14 protein-coding genes, 1 tRNA gene and 2 rRNA genes are annotated in these 14,776 nt (G+C 59.0%); 9 read left to right on the forward strand and 8 right to left on the reverse strand.

The features are described 5' to 3' along the window. Window positions 1–150 precede the first annotated feature (150 nt). Entirely contained in the window at window positions 151–384 is a 234-nt protein-coding gene (locus QM996_RS26455; protein WP_500270532.1) for a hypothetical protein, read from the reverse strand. Between the two features lie 666 nt (window positions 385–1,050). On the opposite strand from QM996_RS26455, the gene QM996_RS26460 reads away from it, so the two are divergent. From QM996_RS26460 to QM996_RS26495, 8 genes are all read left to right on the forward strand, one after another. Further along, complete coding sequence (locus QM996_RS26460; protein ID WP_334196873.1) at window positions 1,051–2,610, forward strand: ABC transporter substrate-binding protein; 1,560 nt, start codon at window positions 1,051–1,053, stop codon at window positions 2,608–2,610. A 312-nt stretch (window positions 2,611–2,922) separates the two neighbouring features. Then, window positions 2,923–4,122 carry an ABC transporter substrate-binding protein gene (locus QM996_RS26465; protein ID WP_334196874.1) on the forward strand — a complete coding sequence of 400 codons (1,200 nt, stop codon included), beginning with the start codon at window positions 2,923–2,925 and terminating at the stop codon, window positions 4,120–4,122. A 70-nt stretch (window positions 4,123–4,192) separates the two neighbouring features. After that, on the forward strand, window positions 4,193–5,059 hold the full coding sequence (locus QM996_RS26470) for a branched-chain amino acid ABC transporter permease (RefSeq protein WP_334196875.1): 867 nt from the start codon (window positions 4,193–4,195) through the stop codon (window positions 5,057–5,059). 4 nt (window positions 5,060–5,063) lie between these two features. Beyond that, the gene (locus QM996_RS26475; RefSeq protein ID WP_334196876.1) at window positions 5,064–6,044 is read left to right on the forward strand and encodes a branched-chain amino acid ABC transporter permease; all 981 of its coding nucleotides are present in this window, start codon (window positions 5,064–5,066) and stop codon (window positions 6,042–6,044) included. Between the two features lie 4 nt (window positions 6,045–6,048). Then, window positions 6,049–6,828, forward strand: a complete 780-nt coding sequence (locus QM996_RS26480) for an ABC transporter ATP-binding protein (protein WP_334196877.1) — start codon at window positions 6,049–6,051, stop codon at window positions 6,826–6,828. Window positions 6,829–6,831: 3 nt separating this feature from the next. Continuing rightward, a complete protein-coding gene (locus QM996_RS26485; protein ID WP_334196878.1) occupies window positions 6,832–7,554 on the forward strand; it encodes an ABC transporter ATP-binding protein in 723 nt (240 codons plus the stop codon). Window positions 7,555–7,566: 12 nt separating this feature from the next. Further along, the gene (locus QM996_RS26490) at window positions 7,567–8,310 is read left to right on the forward strand and encodes an aspartate/glutamate racemase family protein (protein ID WP_334196879.1); all 744 of its coding nucleotides are present in this window, start codon (window positions 7,567–7,569) and stop codon (window positions 8,308–8,310) included. A gap of 75 nt (window positions 8,311–8,385) precedes the next feature. Further along, the gene (locus QM996_RS26495) at window positions 8,386–9,090 is read left to right on the forward strand and encodes a GntR family transcriptional regulator (protein WP_334198680.1); all 705 of its coding nucleotides are present in this window, start codon (window positions 8,386–8,388) and stop codon (window positions 9,088–9,090) included. A gap of 256 nt (window positions 9,091–9,346) precedes the next feature. On the opposite strand, the gene QM996_RS26500 is transcribed toward QM996_RS26495, so the two are convergent. The 4 genes from QM996_RS26500 to QM996_RS26515 all read right to left on the reverse strand — a co-directional run bounded on the left by QM996_RS26500 (window position 9,347) and on the right by QM996_RS26515 (window position 10,807). Continuing rightward, window positions 9,347–9,748, reverse strand: a complete 402-nt coding sequence (locus QM996_RS26500; RefSeq protein WP_500270400.1) for a hypothetical protein — start codon at window positions 9,746–9,748, stop codon at window positions 9,347–9,349. Then, window positions 9,745–10,065: a type II toxin-antitoxin system RelE/ParE family toxin gene (locus tag QM996_RS26505; protein WP_334196880.1), complete on the reverse strand. Its 321-nt coding sequence runs from the start codon at window positions 10,063–10,065 to the stop codon at window positions 9,745–9,747. Before QM996_RS26505 ends, QM996_RS26500 begins: the two co-directional genes overlap by 4 nt. Window positions 10,066–10,067: 2 nt before the next feature. Beyond that, window positions 10,068–10,334, reverse strand: coding sequence for a type II toxin-antitoxin system ParD family antitoxin (locus QM996_RS26510; protein WP_071007778.1), 267 nt, complete (start codon window positions 10,332–10,334; stop codon window positions 10,068–10,070). 74 nt (window positions 10,335–10,408) lie between these two features. Beyond that, complete coding sequence (locus QM996_RS26515) at window positions 10,409–10,807, reverse strand: transposase (RefSeq protein WP_500270511.1); 399 nt, start codon at window positions 10,805–10,807, stop codon at window positions 10,409–10,411. Here QM996_RS26515 and QM996_RS26520 point away from each other — a divergent pair. Beyond that, window positions 10,754–10,990: a hypothetical protein gene (locus QM996_RS26520; protein ID WP_334196881.1), complete on the forward strand. Its 237-nt coding sequence runs from the start codon at window positions 10,754–10,756 to the stop codon at window positions 10,988–10,990. The genes QM996_RS26515 and QM996_RS26520 overlap by 54 nt on opposite strands. Window positions 10,991–11,098: 108 nt before the next feature. Here the strand turns inward: QM996_RS26520 and QM996_RS26525 are convergent. The 3 genes from QM996_RS26525 to QM996_RS26535 all read right to left on the reverse strand — a co-directional run bounded on the left by QM996_RS26525 (window position 11,099) and on the right by QM996_RS26535 (window position 14,563). After that, a tRNA-Met gene (locus QM996_RS26525) sits at window positions 11,099–11,175 on the reverse strand. Between the two features lie 251 nt (window positions 11,176–11,426). After that, a 5S ribosomal RNA gene (gene rrf, locus QM996_RS26530) occupies window positions 11,427–11,541 on the reverse strand. Window positions 11,542–11,767: 226 nt separating this feature from the next. Then, a 23S ribosomal RNA gene (locus QM996_RS26535) occupies window positions 11,768–14,563 on the reverse strand. Between the last annotated feature and the right edge of the window lie 213 nt (window positions 14,564–14,776).

The following is a 14,776-nucleotide window of genomic DNA, read 5'->3' on the forward strand; positions in this document are numbered from 1 at the left end:
CAGCGCGTGCCATGACCACTTTTGGTCGTGGCACGCCTCGCCAAAGCCTGCGCGTGTCAGACAATCGTCGAATCATAGCTCTGAACGATATTCGCTCCCATAAAAATCAACGCACCAGGCTTCGGCCGCGACGGACGGCCGGGTGCCGGCTCAGGCGCAGCCTGACGACCGGCTAACCAAGCGGCGCTGTGCTTGGATGATGTTGGCCGTGCCGCGCCGGCGACGGTAGCTGTCGAAGTCGCCGAGCGCCGAGACAAGAGCCGGAACCGGCAGGCCACCCAGACCTGGCTGGACGAGCAGCGACCTGGGCTTGAAGAGGCCGAGACCGGAGCGCACCGCAGGCACCACGAGATCCAGTCGCCCCATATTTGTCAACAAACACATAATAAATGGTATTCACAATTGTCGACAAATTCGTTGACAAACTCTCTCGGTGTGCGATGGTGCTAATAGCAAGGCACGAGCTAGGGAGGAGCCAGTGTTGATGCAAGGTCTTCGGAGGACCGTCGCGACCGCGTATCCGTGGGACTTTTGGCGACGGCCGCACATGCCGACACGGTCCACCGGGCCGGCCGGCGCGACATCTCTCATTCGATCCCTATTCCACGTCCCACCATCGAACCGCGCGTTCCTCAACCACATCCATGAAGGATTGGTGCGGGAACGAGCCTGAGCTCAAGGTGGTGTCTGCGCCGGCTATCGACTGGCCGTCAATCGACGGCAAGACGACGCTTCAAGCTGTGCCAGCACGTCAAATAGCTGTGCGGATTCCAACGCTGACGATTTGATGGCCTCGCTGGCCAAGGAACTCGACCGCCAAAAGCGTCTGGCAATCAAAACGGCGGCGCCCAAGCTGGCCAAAGACGCATGATCCCGCTGCTCCTGCGGCCGATGGTCGACAGGATCGAGCAGGTCGTGTCCGCGCCGGGAACAAGTCGCGACACCGGCCGACCCGTGTCGCCGATTAGACATACGGCCCGCTGTCCTTGCCTTCAAAGACGAAGATTCCCCTTCAAGGGATAGGTAACCTCAACCAGGGAGAACTGCAGAATGCTCAAGAAATTGACCCTCGCGGCCGTCATGTCGGCCGTGCTTTCCGCGGCTGGCCATGCGGAAACGCTCAAATGGGGCGCTTCGCGCGACATTTATTCGCTCGATCCCTATTCCTATGGCGACAGCTACACGCTGTCCTTCCTCAACCACGTCTACGAGGGGCTTGTCCGCTACGACGCCAATTTGAAGATCGAGCCGGCGCTGGCGACATCGTGGGAAACCGTATCAGATACGGTCTGGCGGTTCCATCTGCGCGAGGGCGTCAAGTTCCACGATGGGGCCGACTTCACCGCGGACGACGTGATGGCCTCTCTCACGCGGGTCAGCGATCCAGCCTCTCCGCTCCGCGGCAACCTTCCGGCCTACAAGTCGGCAAAGAAGGTCGATGACCACACCGTCGATATCGAACTCACCGGCCCCTATCCGCTGCTCCTGAACGACCTGACGAACATCCACATTTTCGATGCTACCTGGCTCACCGACAATAACTCGCTAAAGCCGACGGACGTCGGCAAAAAGATCGAAGGCTACGCCACCTACCACACCAACGGCACCGGTCCGTTCAGGCTCGAGAGCCGTACGCCCGACAGCAAAACTGTCCTCGTCAAGAACGCCGAGTGGTGGGACAAGTCGCAGTCCAATATCGACCGCATCGAGTTCACGCCGATCGTTTCGGCCGCAACGCGGGTCGCCGCGCTGTTGTCGGGCGAGATCAACTTCACCGAGAACGCGCCTGCACAGGATATTCCGCGGCTCGTCGCGCAGCCAAACCTGAAGGTCATGGAGCGCACCGACCTGCGCACCATCATGATGGGCTTCAACCGCAAGCCGAAACTGGCCGACGGCGTCGACAACAAGTTCAACGATCTGCGCGTCCGCCAGGCTGTCGCCCATGCGCTCGACAAGGATCTCATCCAGAAGCGGGTCATGCGCGGCAAGTCGAGGACGGCGGGCGCGATCATTGCACCGGAAATTCCGGGATATGTCGAAGCCCTGGACACGCTGGTACCGTACGATCCCGAATTGTCGAAAAAGCTGCTCGCCGAAGCCGGCGCTAGCGATCTCCCCTTTACGCTCGTCTGCACGAACGAGGCTTATGTCAATGAGGAGGAGCTTTGCCAGAGCATCGTCAACATGCTGAGCCGCGCCGGTTTCAAGCCGCAGCTCGACATCGGCCCGACGGCCGCACAGGCGCCCAAGCGCACGGGTGGTCTGTCTGACGTCTACATCATCGGCTGGGCGAACGAGCCGATGCTCGACAGCTACTCGATCCTGCTCCAGATGATCGAAACGCGAAGCGACAAGGCGGGCGTCTTCAACTGGGGTGGCTGGAGCTATCCAGAGATCGACAAACTGATCATCCAGGCATCGACCGAAATGGACCGCACGAAGCGGCTCGATCTGCAGACCAAGGCTCTCCAGATGGTCAAGGACGAAATGATCATGTTGCCGTTGCACCAGCAGCCAATGGCCTGGGTGATGAGCAACAAGATAGACCGGGTCGCCCAGCTGGCGGACAACAAGCCGCGCCACTGGCTGACCCATTTCGCGGAGTAACCCGCGCGCGGAGCTGGAACGGCAAGCGTTCCAGCTCCTGCTAACTTGCGAGGCTTCGGCGTCCGCCGTGGGGTCGTTCATGCCGATGATCTCGTCACGCCGTGGCGATCACCCCGCCTTTCTTGACAGCCACTTTGGCGAACGGACACCCCACGGCACTTCTGCCAACGCAGGGGATGCGCGACCTCGCAGGCGACTTACGCAAATAACGTATACAATACTTCCTTATTATGTTGACAATACCATACATTAGCGCTTCCTTATTCTGATCCGCCGCGCCATTCGTGCCGGATGCCAAAAATGGGGAGTGAGATGATCAACAGACGCTCGACATTGAAATCGTTGGCGCTCGGCGCCGTTTCGATCCTGGCAATTGCAGTCGCAACCACCCTTCCCGCACAAGCGGAGAACAAGGAACTCAAGATTGGCTTCGTCGGCGTGACCAGCGGTCCCGCCGCAGCCTGGGGCACATCCAACGTCCGCTCGATGCAGACACGCGCAGATTGGCTCAACGAGGCCGGCGGCGTGAAGATCGGCGACGACACCTACAACATCACCATCGTGACCTTCGACGACCAGAGGGACCCCAAGCGGGCGATTGCCGGCATGGAGAAGATGGCTCAGGAAGGTATCCATTACGTCGTCGGCCCGAACGTCGATGACGGCGCGGCAGCCGTTCGGCCGGTGGCCGAGTCCAAGGGGATCATCTATTTCCCCTATGCGTTCCCGAAAGCACTTTACGTCCCGCCGGCCTCGAATGCGATCCTCGGCATGGTGGCCAACTATCAATCCGGGCCGGCAATCTACAAGTATCTGAAGGAAAACAAGGGCGTGAAGAAGGTGGCTTTCATCGCCGCCAATGAATCCGACCCGATCAGCCAGCGTGACAGCGGCGTCGCTGCCGCGAAAGAACTTGGGCTGGAAGTGGTCGCCGAGACCGACACCTACCAGAACGACACACGCGACTTCACACCGGTGTTGACGCCTATCGTCCAGTTGAAGCCGGATCTGCTCGTCCTGTCCGGCGTGGCCCCCGCCAACGCGCCGCTGCTGATCCGCGCGGCGCGCGAGTTGGGTTACCAAGGGCTGATGTCGGCCGAGACGGCCCAGGACGCGACCGTGCTGCAGGAAGGCGCTGGCGAACTCGCCAACGGCTTCATCTCCGTCGGCGGCGCTTCGACCCCGGAGATCCGTACGCCTCTGATGGAGGAGTTCATCGAACGCTACACCAAGAAGTTCGGCGAATACAATGATGAGTCCAACACCAAGGTCTACGCGCTCGAATACATCCTCGAAACGCTCAAGGCGAACCCCAAGGCGATAGACGACGTGGAGGAGTTCAAGAAGACCATCGACAGCTTCTCCGCCCCCAACCCCTACGCCAAGAACAGCACGCTGAAATATGTCGGCAGCACCTCCTTCGGTCAGAAGCGCCAGGTTTCGGTACCGATGGTGGTGACAGAGTTCGAAAACGGCACCTTCAAGACGTTGTTCGTCGGCGAAGTGGACTGACGTGACCTGATTTGCAGTCAATCGAGGTTCGGGACCGGTCCCGGACCTCCCATCGACCGGATTTGCAGCCATGGAACAAGTCATTGCCAACGGTCTCTATCTGGGTGCGCAATATGCGCTGATCGCGCTCGGTTTGACGCTGATCTTCGCGCTCATGAACGTTCTCAACTTCGCGCACGGACAAATGTACGTGCTGGGCGGCTTCGTGACATACTCGGTTTACGGCCAGCTCAAGCTGCCTTTCGTGGTTGCGCTGGTCTGTTCGGGGGTGACGCTGGCGGTCGTCGGCGCGCTGATGGAGAAGTTTCTTTTCCGGCCAGTGATCCAACGCAGCAAGCGCGAGGAGAGCACGATGCTGCTCGCCGCTGCCACCGCATTCTTCCTCGAAGCCATCATCCTGCTTCTGTTCGGCGAGAAGCAGCGTGGCGTGCCGAAGATCATCAGCGGCGTTTTCATCTCCGACCGGGTGATCTTACCTTACGATCGCATCGTCGTCGGCGTGATCGCGATACTGATGATCGCCGCCTTCATGCTCTACATGCAATATAGCAAACCGGGCCGCGCCATGCGGGCGCTGGCGCAAGACCGCATTGCCGCGCAACTGATGGGGGTCAAGGTCGAGCGCTATTCCATGATCGGCTTCGCGCTCGGGGCGATGCTCGCCGGGGTGGTTGGCGGCTTGCTGGTGACGATCACCGGCGTCAATTCCGGTATCGGCGGACCGATCTCGATCAAGGCGTTTCTGATGGTGATGATCGGCGGCGCCGGTGTGGTTGCCGGCGCCATTGCCGGCGGCTTCATCCTCGGCATGATGGAATCGGTCGGCCTTACCGTGCTGCGCGAATACGGCGACGTCACCTACCTCGCCATTTTCGCGCTGCTGATGATCTTCTTGAGCATCCGCCCGAACGGGCTGATGGGCAAACCGTGGGGCTGATGCGATGAAACCATCCGCAACTCCCAAAATCATCTCGGCCGCACTCTTCCTGCTCGCGCTTCTCGTCGGGGTGCCGTTGCTCATCAACGTCACCGGCCGGACCGATCTCTATTACACGCTGACCTCGGTGGCGCTGCTCAGCATCATCAGCGCGGGCGTATGGATCACCTTCTATATCGGCCGCATCAATATCGGCCAGGGCGCCTACGCGCTGATGGGCGGCTATGTTTCCGCCATCCTGGTGATGAACTATGGCGTGTCCTTCTGGCTGACCCTGCCTCTGGCGGGCCTCTTCTGTGCCGCGACCAGCGTTCTCATCGGGCTGCCCATTCTGCGCCTGCGCGGCGTCTACTTCGCCATGGTGTCGCTGGTGCTGACGGAAGTCGCCCGCCTGCTTGCCCTTGCCATACCGATCACCAACGGCGCCAAAGGCATCGTCAGCATCCCCCTGCCAGATGGCATAAGGTTTTTCGGCATCACTCTCGTTCCGGCTTTCTCGACTCTCGCCAATCCCCGGCTCGCCTTCTACATCGTCGCCGTATTGCTGATGGCGCTGTGTTTCCTCGGTCTCTATCGGCTCGCCCATTCGCGCATCGGCCAGCTTTGCCAATCACTGCAGCAGAACGAGGAGCTCGCCTCTTCGATCGGCGTCAACATCGCCTATCTGCGCATCGTCGCCTATGCGCTCTCATCCTTCCTCGGTGGTCTGGGTGGGGCGATGTTCGCAGCGATCTCCCAGTCAATCTATCCGTCGAGCTTCACGGTCGCCGACTCGGTGAATTTCATGCTCAATTGTTTCCTTGGCGGGCTCGGCTATGTGCTGGGGCCGATGCTTGGAACCTTTGTCCTCTATTTCGGCTGGGACGTGCTGTTCCAGACGGGCGAATACCAGCTCCTGATCTTCTCGACCGTGCTGATCGTGCTGATGCTGGTCCTGCCCAACGGTCTGCTGAGCCTCGCCTTGCCCGGCAAGAGGAGCCTCTAGCGCCATGGCCGACATTCTCGAAATCATCGGCCTTACCAAACGTTTCGGCGGGCTCGTCGCGGTCAACGACGTCTCCTTTTCGGTGCGCGAGCGCGAGATCCTTTCGGTCATCGGGCCAAACGGCGCTGGCAAGTCGACGCTGTTCAAGCTGGTCGCCTCGTTCCTCAGGCCGACCGAAGGCGAAGTAAGGTTCAAGGGGCAGAGAATCTCCGGCCTGTCGCCACACGTCGTGGCCCGCAAGGGCGTCGTGCGGACCTTCCAGGAGACCACGATCTTCAAGAACATGACCGTGCGCGACAATGTCGTGACGGCGCATCACTTGCGCTCGAGCGCCACCCTCGCCGGCTTCTATTTCGGCAGTGCCTCGGCACGCAGCGATCTGGACGCGTTCGGGAGATCCGCGGATGAAATCCTCGATTTTCTCGGGCTGGGACCGATGCAGGCCGAGATCGCCAGCAACCTGCCCCACGGGCATTTGCGGGCGCTCGGCATCGCCATCGCCCTTGCCACCGATCCGTCTGTGATCCTGCTCGACGAGCCCTTCGCGGGCATGAATCACGACGAGACCAGGCGTGCGGTCGAGATCGTTAGAAAGCTGCGTGAGCGCGGCCTTACTGTGCTCCTGGTCGAACACGACATGCCGGCTGTCATGAACATTTCCGATCGCATCATCGTGCTCAACTTCGGCCTGAAGATCGCCGAGGGTACGCCGGCAGAAATCAAGCAGAACCCGAAGGTCATCGAAGCTTATCTCGGTGTCGAAGACGAATCGATCGGATTGTAGGCCATGGAACCGCTCCTCAAATTCGACGACGTTGAACTCTACTACGACCATGTCTATGCCCTGAAGGGCGTGTCGATCGAGGTCAAGGAAGGGGAAACCGTCGCCCTGATCGGGGCCAACGGTGCGGGCAAGTCGTCGATCCTGCGGGCCATCACCGGCCTCAGAAAGATCCGCAAGGGTGAGATCCGCTATCGCGGCAACCGCATCGACGGCGTCGCGCCGGACGAGATCGTCCGTATGGGTATCTCGATGGTGCCCGAAGCGCGTCGCGTCTTCCCTTTCATGACTGTGCGCGACAACCTGCTGATGGGCGCCTTTACTCGCTCCGACAAGGTCGAGATCCGACAGAGCATGGACATGGTGCTGACGCGTTTCCCACGACTTAAGGAGCGCTACACGCAACAGGCGGGCACGATGAGCGGCGGCGAACAACAGATGCTGGTGATCGGGCGAGCCCTGATGGCGCGCCCTCGCCTGTTGCTCCTCGACGAACCGTCACTCGGCGTCGCGCCGAAGCTGGTGCAGGACATCGCGCGTTCGATCGTGGCCATCAACCGCGACGAAAAGGTCAGCGTTCTGCTTGTCGAGCAGAACTCGCGCATGGCGCTGCGTATCTCCCAGCGCGCCTACGCGTTGACGACCGGCCGGGTTGCGCTCAGCGGAAGCTCGGCGGAATTGCTGAGCGACGATCGCGTCAAGCATCTCTATCTCGGCGGCGAAGTGTAGGCAGGACCGAATATGCGCATCCTCGTCATAAACCCCAATACGACGACTTCGATGACCGACAAGATCGGCAAGGCCGCAAAAATCGCCGCGTCGGCCGGAACCAGGATCATCGCAGTCAATCCGAAAGACGGTCCACCGAGCATCGAGGGCTATTTCGACGAGGCCTTCGTGGTGCCTGGCATTCTCGCCGAGATGTTCAAAGCAGGCGATATGGACGCGTATGTGATCGCCTGTTTCGACGATACGGGTCTCGATGCAGCGCGCTGCGCTACGAGCGCGCCGGTGATCGGAATAGGTGAAGCGGCGTTTCACATTGCAACGCTGATTGCCGGCAAATTCAGCGTCGTCACTACGCTCGCGCGCTCGGTGCCCGCGATCGAGCACAATCTATCGAAATACGGCCTGTCTTCTCGCTGCGCCAAGGTGCGGGCATCGGATGTCGCCGTCCTTGACCTCGAAGAACCGGGTTCTGAAGCCCGTCAAAAGATCTCAGTTGAAATTTCCCGTGCGATCATCGAAGACAAGGCGGAGGCGATCGTACTCGGTTGTGCCGGGATGGCCGATTTGGCCCACCAGCTTTCCACCGAACACGGGGTGCCGGTGATCGACGGTGTGGCCTGTGCGGTCAGGCTTGCCGAAGCCATATCGAGCTTGGGCCTGAGAACCTCGAAGGTCGGCGGTTATGCCAGCCCGCTCGCCAAGCAATTTGCCGGTCACTACGCGCCATTGTCGCCGGGGTTGAACAAGCTGCGATAAGGATGCATCGGGATGTCCAAGGACGTTGTCCGCCGGCGCAAGAGATCAAAGACGAACCCGCCAGATGCGCCGGATATGTCGTCGGCACGCGATCCGGAACCCCATAGTCGGATACCGGCCACGCGCTGGTCGCCGATTTATCACGGCCTCCGGGACGCAATCGTCGGTCATCGGCTCGCTCCGGGCACGAAGCTGCCGGAAGACGAGCTCGCGTCGATCTATTCGGTCAGCCGCACGGTCATCCGGGCCGCTCTTCAGGCGCTCGCCCACGACCGTCTCGTGCGACTCGAACCCAATCGCGGCGCCTTCGTCGCCCAGCCGTCAACCAGAGAGGCGCGCGAGGTTTTCGAAGCGCGCGCGCTGATCGAACCCAGGGTCGCCGCCCTTGCGGCGGAAGTGGCCAAGCCGGAGGACATCCGGCTCCTGCGGTACCACCTCGATAAGGAACATGAGGCGCTGCATGCCGGCCGCGACAGCGACGCGATCATGCTATCGGCGCGATTTCATGTGGGTATCGCGGAAATTGCCGGCCATTCCGTCCTGACCGGCTTCGTACGTGATCTCGTTTCTCACTCCTCGCTGATTATCGCCCTCTACTGGAAGCGGCGCGATACGACCTGCGAAAGCCACGCCCATCACGCGCTCGTCGACGCCATCGAAGCAGGCGAAGCCGCCAAGGCCGCCGAGCTGATGAAGGAACATCTGCTCGACCTTCTGTCAGGCCTGGAGCTCGCCCCGCCGGCAAAGAAGCCGGAGAGCCTTGCAGAGATGCTGTGCTGATATCGCCGCCGGACTGTCACCAAGTCCGGTCGCGCGGCATGGCAGTGCTATGCCTTCGCGGCTCTTGGTCGCGCGTTAGCGGGCGGCCGATTGCCAGCGGCAGAAACCGGGCGCACACCCGACCGTTCCGGCCGTACGGCGCAAACGGTAAGGGGGAACGACAGGAACCTGCCAGGGCAATTGCCGGAGCCATAATGTCGGGAATGCGGATCGAGACTGGAGTACGAGGCAGGAGGAATGTGAGCCGTACCAAGGATCAGGAAGGGTAAGGCACCTTCACCCATGTCGGGGGCTCATGGTCCGCCCTCCGCTTGATCCGCTCTTTCAATCTCGCCAGAGCCTCATCACCCGGAATAGTGGGACCGTCATCATTAAGCCGCTTGGTCATTTCCCGGCGAAACAGTTCTTCATGCAGGTCCGGGTGGGCGCCCAGCTCCATGAACACCTGCATGGCCGCAAACACGGCCTCCGAAGGATCAAGAAACCGTCCGCGCTCAACCTGGGCGAGCACCCATTCGGCAACCGACGGCACAAGGTAGGCTTCCAGCCGCAGGCCGTGCTCTGACGCTTCGGCTTTCAGGGCGGCGGCCTGCGCCTGCTGGGCCGCACGGTATTCCGGCGGATAGATATCGTCGTGCGGATCTGCCATGTCGCTCACAGCCTTTCCTCAAGAGCCTCAAGCGTGAGGTCCTGCCCGCCGTAGAAGACGCCCAGCACCAGAACGTGCGCGTCTTCCACCACAAAGGCGATGCTCACGCTCCGGCGGTAACCGATAATGCGGAGGCCCGGAATGAGACCGTCCCTCACCGTTCCGCGCTTGGGGAACGTCGCCAGCTCCGCAATGAACCGGCGGATACCGCTGATGTAATTCCAGGCTACGACGGGCCCGGCTTTGTCGTCACTCGCGAGGTCGCGGTAGAGATCCCGCAATTCCCCTTCAGCCCGCTCATGCAGGACAATCCTGTATGCCTTCATCCCTACTTGGCTTTCGCCAGCCGGGCTTGATGTTCAGCCTCAAGGCGGGCGAAGGCGTCATCAAGGGGAACGCCCCTGGAAGGGTCACGCTTCAATTCCGCATAACGGGCAGGAATCTCCTGATTCAGCCAGCGTTCGCGGGCTTCCTCCTGGTCTTCCAGCAGGCGCAGGCCCGCCCGGACAACCTCGCTGGCATTGTTGTAGCGGCCGGATTCAAGCTGCTTCTTGATGAACTTTTCGTAGTGTTCGTTGAGTGCAAAACTCGCCATGGCATCGGACCTCCTGTTATCTGAATTATAGGTCGCGATGCCGGAATTAACAACTGTTATCAATTATTGATACCTTATCTTGGTTCTTTAAAAGGCGGCCACGCCTCCGGCGTGGCCGGTTGAAAGAAGGCTAAACCTTCTGTGAGCGCCCCGCCAAGCGGGCGCTGCGAACCGGCAAGCGGTTCGTGTGGACACCCGTTCGGGTGTCTCTGCGAGGCTGTGGAGCCCCGTGTCCGTGCAGGGGCGGCGGTGCCGCCGCCCTCGGCATCTTCCGTGCCCGGTTCGCCCTCTGCCGGGGTTTGCGGGCGTTGATGCCCGAGGCTTACGTCGTCGACGAGCTGTACCGGAAGAAACGAGGTTGACGCCTCGAAGTGGCTAAGTGTCTTCCGCCATAGACGGATCTGAGCCGGATAGATGTCATGGCGACGAGCTACATCACCAATGCGGACGCCAGGCTGGTCAGCTTCCGCCAATATCTTCAGCTTAGTTTCTTTCGACCATCGCCGCCTACGCTCAACGCCGGAAATGATCTCCATGCGAGCCGTGCCAACCTCTCAGATCTGGAATTAGTGTCAGCACTAATGCTGGTTCTAATGCCAGAACATCGCCTAACTGGCTCGTTCAGCAAAATCCGCTCACCGGACGCTTACATTTAAACGGGGTTGTCCTCTCGCCCATCGCGGCGCCGTGCTGATGTTGTCAGATCGGCGCCCAAACGCAAAAAGCCCGCGGACATTTCTGTCCTGCGGGCTTTTGTTGTGGTTTGGTTGCGGGGGCAGGATTTGAACCTGCGGCCTTCAGGTTATGAGCCTGACGAGCTACCGGGCTGCTCCACCCCGCGTCCTCTAGGTAAACCGCTTAGCGGTTTATCCGGTCAGCGTAAATCCCTATGGGATTTATCGCGGTAACGTAAATCCCGAAGGGATTTATGGTCTCTGCCGAGCAAATTGCGAAGCGATTTGTCTCGTGTAAGGGACGCACTTGTTATTTTCAGTCTAGCAAAACAAAAGGGCCGCTTGAGGGCGGCCCGTGTTCGGCAGGGCCGAAGTGGTTTGTGTCGAGAAGATTTCCGGTATTTCTTGCGTTTTGCAGACCTGGCAGCGACCTACTCTCCCGCGTCTTAAGACGAAGTACCATCGGCGCTGGGGCGTTTCACGGCCGTGTTCGGAATGGGAACGGGTGCAGCCACCCCGCCAGAACCACCAGGTCGGCAAAGCGCAAGATTTGCGCCCGAAGGGCGCAAACCGAATGAGAAGCTGGTGAGATGGGAGGCCATCTCTTTGATTTGAACACGTCTTGCGTCTTATCCGGATAATTCCAGCAGCCGGCAGAGCCGAGCCGCCGGAAGTCCGGCGCGCCGTCCGCAGCGCCTTTGGCGCGTGAGGACGTATATAGCATCATCAAACTTCGTTTGATGAGCATGAGCAATGGGAACGATCAAGCCGATCGAACGATTAGTACTGGTAAGCTTCATGCGTTGCCGCACTTCCACACCCAGCCTATCAACGTGGTCGTCTTCCACGGTTCTCAAGGGAATACTCGTTTTCAGGTTGGTTTCCCGCTTAGATGCCTTCAGCGGTTATCCATTCCATATATAGCTACCCTGCTATGCCCTTGGCAGGACAACAGGTCCACCAGAGATATGTCCATCCCGGTCCTCTCGTACTAGGGACAGATCCTGTCAATATTCCTACACCCACGGCAGATAGGGACCGAACTGTCTCACGACGTTCTGAACCCAGCTCACGTACCGCTTTAATTGGCGAACAGCCAAACCCTTGGGACCTGCTCCAGCCCCAGGATGCGATGAGCCGACATCGAGGTGCCAAACAACCCCGTCGATATGGACTCTTGGGGGTCATCAGCCTGTTATCCCCGGCGTACCTTTTATCCGTTGAGCGATGGCCCTTCCACGCGGGACCACCGGATCACTATGACCGACTTTCGTCTCTGCTCGACTTGTCAGTCTCGCAGTCAGGCGGGCTTATGCCATTGCACTCGACGAGCGATTTCCGACCGCTCTGAGCCCACCATCGCGCGCCTCCGTTACTCTTTCGGAGGCGACCGCCCCAGTCAAACTACCCACCATACACTGTCCCGGATCCGGATGACGGACCGCGGTTAGACATCCATGACGATAAGGGTGGTATTTCAAGGATGGCTCCACAAGAACTGGCGTCCCTGCTTCAAAGCCTACCACCTATCCTACACATGCCGACACGAATGCCAGTGTAAAGCTATAGTAAAGGTGCACGGGGTCTTTCCGTCTGACCGCAGGAACCCCGCATCTTCACGGGGAATTCAATTTCACTGAGTCTATGCTGGAGACAGCGGGGAAGTCGTTACGCCATTCGTGCAGGTCGGAACTTACCCGACAAGGAATTTCGCTACCTTAGGACCGTTATAGTTACGGCCGCCGTTTACTGGGGCTTCGATTCAGAGCTTGCACCCCTCCTCTTAACCTTCCAGCACCGGGCAGGCGTCAGACCCTATACGTCGTCTTGCGACTTCGCAGAGCCCTGTGTTTTTGATAAACAGTCGCTACCCCCTGGTCTGTGCCACCCCAAAAGACTTGCGTCCATTGGGGTCACGCTTCTTCCGAAGTTACGCGTGCAATTTGCCGAGTTCCTTCAGCATAGTTCTCTCAAGCGCCTTGGTATACTCTACCTGACCACCTGTGTCGGTTTCGGGTACGGTCTATAATGATGGAGCTATTTCCTGGAACCGCGTCCCCGCCCGGACAATCCAATAAGTCCAGACAAGTTAAGCGATCCGTCACTACCACCAGGCCCACGAATATTAACGTGGTTCCCATCGACTACGCGTGTCCGCCTCGTCTTAGGGGCCGGCTAACCCTGCTCAGATTAACTTTAAGCAGGAACCCTTGGTCTTTCGGCGAGAGGGTCTCTCACCCTCTTTATCGTTACTCATGTCAACATTCGCACTTCCGATACCTCCAGGACCCCTCACGGGTATCCCTTCGCAGGCTTACGGAACGCTCCGCTACCACTCCTCAAAGAGGAATCCTCAGCTTCGGTGCATGGCTTTAGCCCCGTTACATTTTCGGCGCAAAGACCCTTATTTAGACCAGTGAGCTGTTACGCTTTCTTTAAATGATGGCTGCTTCTAAGCCAACATCCTGGTTGTTTTGGGATCCTCACATCCTTTCCCACTTAGCCATGACTTGGGGACCTTAGCTGGAGGTCAGGGTTGTTGCCCTTTTCACGACGGACGTTAGCACCCGCCGTGTGTCTGCCGACTAGTACTCCTCGGTATTCGGAGTTTGGTTAGGATCAGTAAGACGGTGAGTCCCCATAGCCCATCCAGTGCTCTACCCCCGAGGGTATTCGGTCGACGCTCTACCTAAATAGATTTCGCGGAGAACCAGCTATTTCCGAGTTTGATTGGCCTTTCACCCCTAGCCACAAGTCATCCCAATCTATTGCAACAGATGCGGGTTCGGTCCTCCAGTTGGTGTTACCCAACCTTCAACCTGCTCATGGCTAGATCACTCGGTTTCGGGTCTAATGCGACGAACTGAACGCCCTGTTCAGACTCGCTTTCGCTGCGCCTTCACCTATCGGCTTAAGCTTGCTCGTCACACTAAGTCGTTGACCCATTATACAAAAGGTACGCTGTCACCCTTGCGGGCTCCAACTGTTTGTAGGCATCCGGTTTCAGGTTCTATTTCACTCCCCTTGTCGGGGTGCTTTTCACCTTTCCCTCACGGTACTTGTTCGCTATCGGTCATGCACGAGTACTTAGGCTTGGAGAGTGGTCTCCCCATGTTCAGACAGGATTTCACGTGTCCCGCCTTACTCAAGGACAATGAGTGTTCTACGTGTAAGGGGCTATCACCCGCTACGGCCGACCTTTCCAGATCGTTCCACTTTATTCCTCATTGCCACTGGCCTGGTCCGCGTTCGCTCGCCACTACTTGCGGAGTCTCGGTTGATGTCCTTTCCTGCAGGTACTTAGATGTTTCAGTTCCCTGCGTTCGCTTCTTACACCCTATGTATTCAGGTGAAGATACCTTTAAACAATGCTTGGAAACCTAAGCCGTGCAACGCACGGCTTAAATTTTCCAAGCATTTAAGGTGGGTTCCCCCATTCGGAGATCCATGGATCAAAGCTCATTCGCAGCTCCCCACGGCTTATCGCAGCGTATCACGTCCTTCATCGCCTGTGCATGCCAAGGCATCCACCAAATGCCCTTTTGACACTTGATCGTTCTCATTGCCAATGCTCATCCTTAGTTGGATTTGGCAAACCTTTCCTTCTCGCTTGCGCTCGAAGGGGTGCCAAATCAACAGCTCGGTTACCTTTAACAACCGAGCAGTCAGATGCCATCGACGTGTTCGACAGGTCTGCTTTATTGGAACCACGCCGAGCGGTTCGCTTGCAGCCTGTCTTAAGACCAGCTTCTCGAGATCTGTCCGGTG

This window comes from Sinorhizobium chiapasense (genome assembly GCF_045277575.1).
Taxonomy (GTDB): domain Bacteria; phylum Pseudomonadota; class Alphaproteobacteria; order Rhizobiales; family Rhizobiaceae; genus Ensifer; species Ensifer chiapasense_A.

Excerpts from the sequence above, each read along its gene's own strand:
- QM996_RS26490 (WP_334196879.1), top strand. The coding sequence starts at position 7,567 with ATGCGCATCCTCGTCATAAACCCCAATACGACGACTTCGATGACCGAC.
- QM996_RS26505 (WP_334196880.1), bottom strand. The coding sequence starts at position 10,065 with ATGAAGGCATACAGGATTGTCCTGCATGAGCGGGCTGAAGGGGAATTG.
- QM996_RS26470 (WP_334196875.1), top strand. The coding sequence starts at position 4,193 with ATGGAACAAGTCATTGCCAACGGTCTCTATCTGGGTGCGCAATATGCG.
- QM996_RS26455 (WP_500270532.1), bottom strand. The coding sequence starts at position 384 with ATGTGTTTGTTGACAAATATGGGGCGACTGGATCTCGTGGTGCCTGCG.
- QM996_RS26495 (WP_334198680.1), top strand. The coding sequence starts at position 8,386 with ATGTCGTCGGCACGCGATCCGGAACCCCATAGTCGGATACCGGCCACG.
- QM996_RS26485 (WP_334196878.1), top strand. The coding sequence starts at position 6,832 with ATGGAACCGCTCCTCAAATTCGACGACGTTGAACTCTACTACGACCAT.
- QM996_RS26465 (WP_334196874.1), top strand. The coding sequence starts at position 2,923 with ATGATCAACAGACGCTCGACATTGAAATCGTTGGCGCTCGGCGCCGTT.
- QM996_RS26520 (WP_334196881.1), top strand. The coding sequence starts at position 10,754 with ATGGCGACGAGCTACATCACCAATGCGGACGCCAGGCTGGTCAGCTTC.
- QM996_RS26480 (WP_334196877.1), top strand. The coding sequence starts at position 6,049 with ATGGCCGACATTCTCGAAATCATCGGCCTTACCAAACGTTTCGGCGGG.
- QM996_RS26510 (WP_071007778.1), bottom strand. The coding sequence starts at position 10,334 with ATGGCGAGTTTTGCACTCAACGAACACTACGAAAAGTTCATCAAGAAG.
- QM996_RS26460 (WP_334196873.1), top strand. The coding sequence starts at position 1,051 with ATGCTCAAGAAATTGACCCTCGCGGCCGTCATGTCGGCCGTGCTTTCC.
- QM996_RS26475 (WP_334196876.1), top strand. The coding sequence starts at position 5,064 with ATGAAACCATCCGCAACTCCCAAAATCATCTCGGCCGCACTCTTCCTG.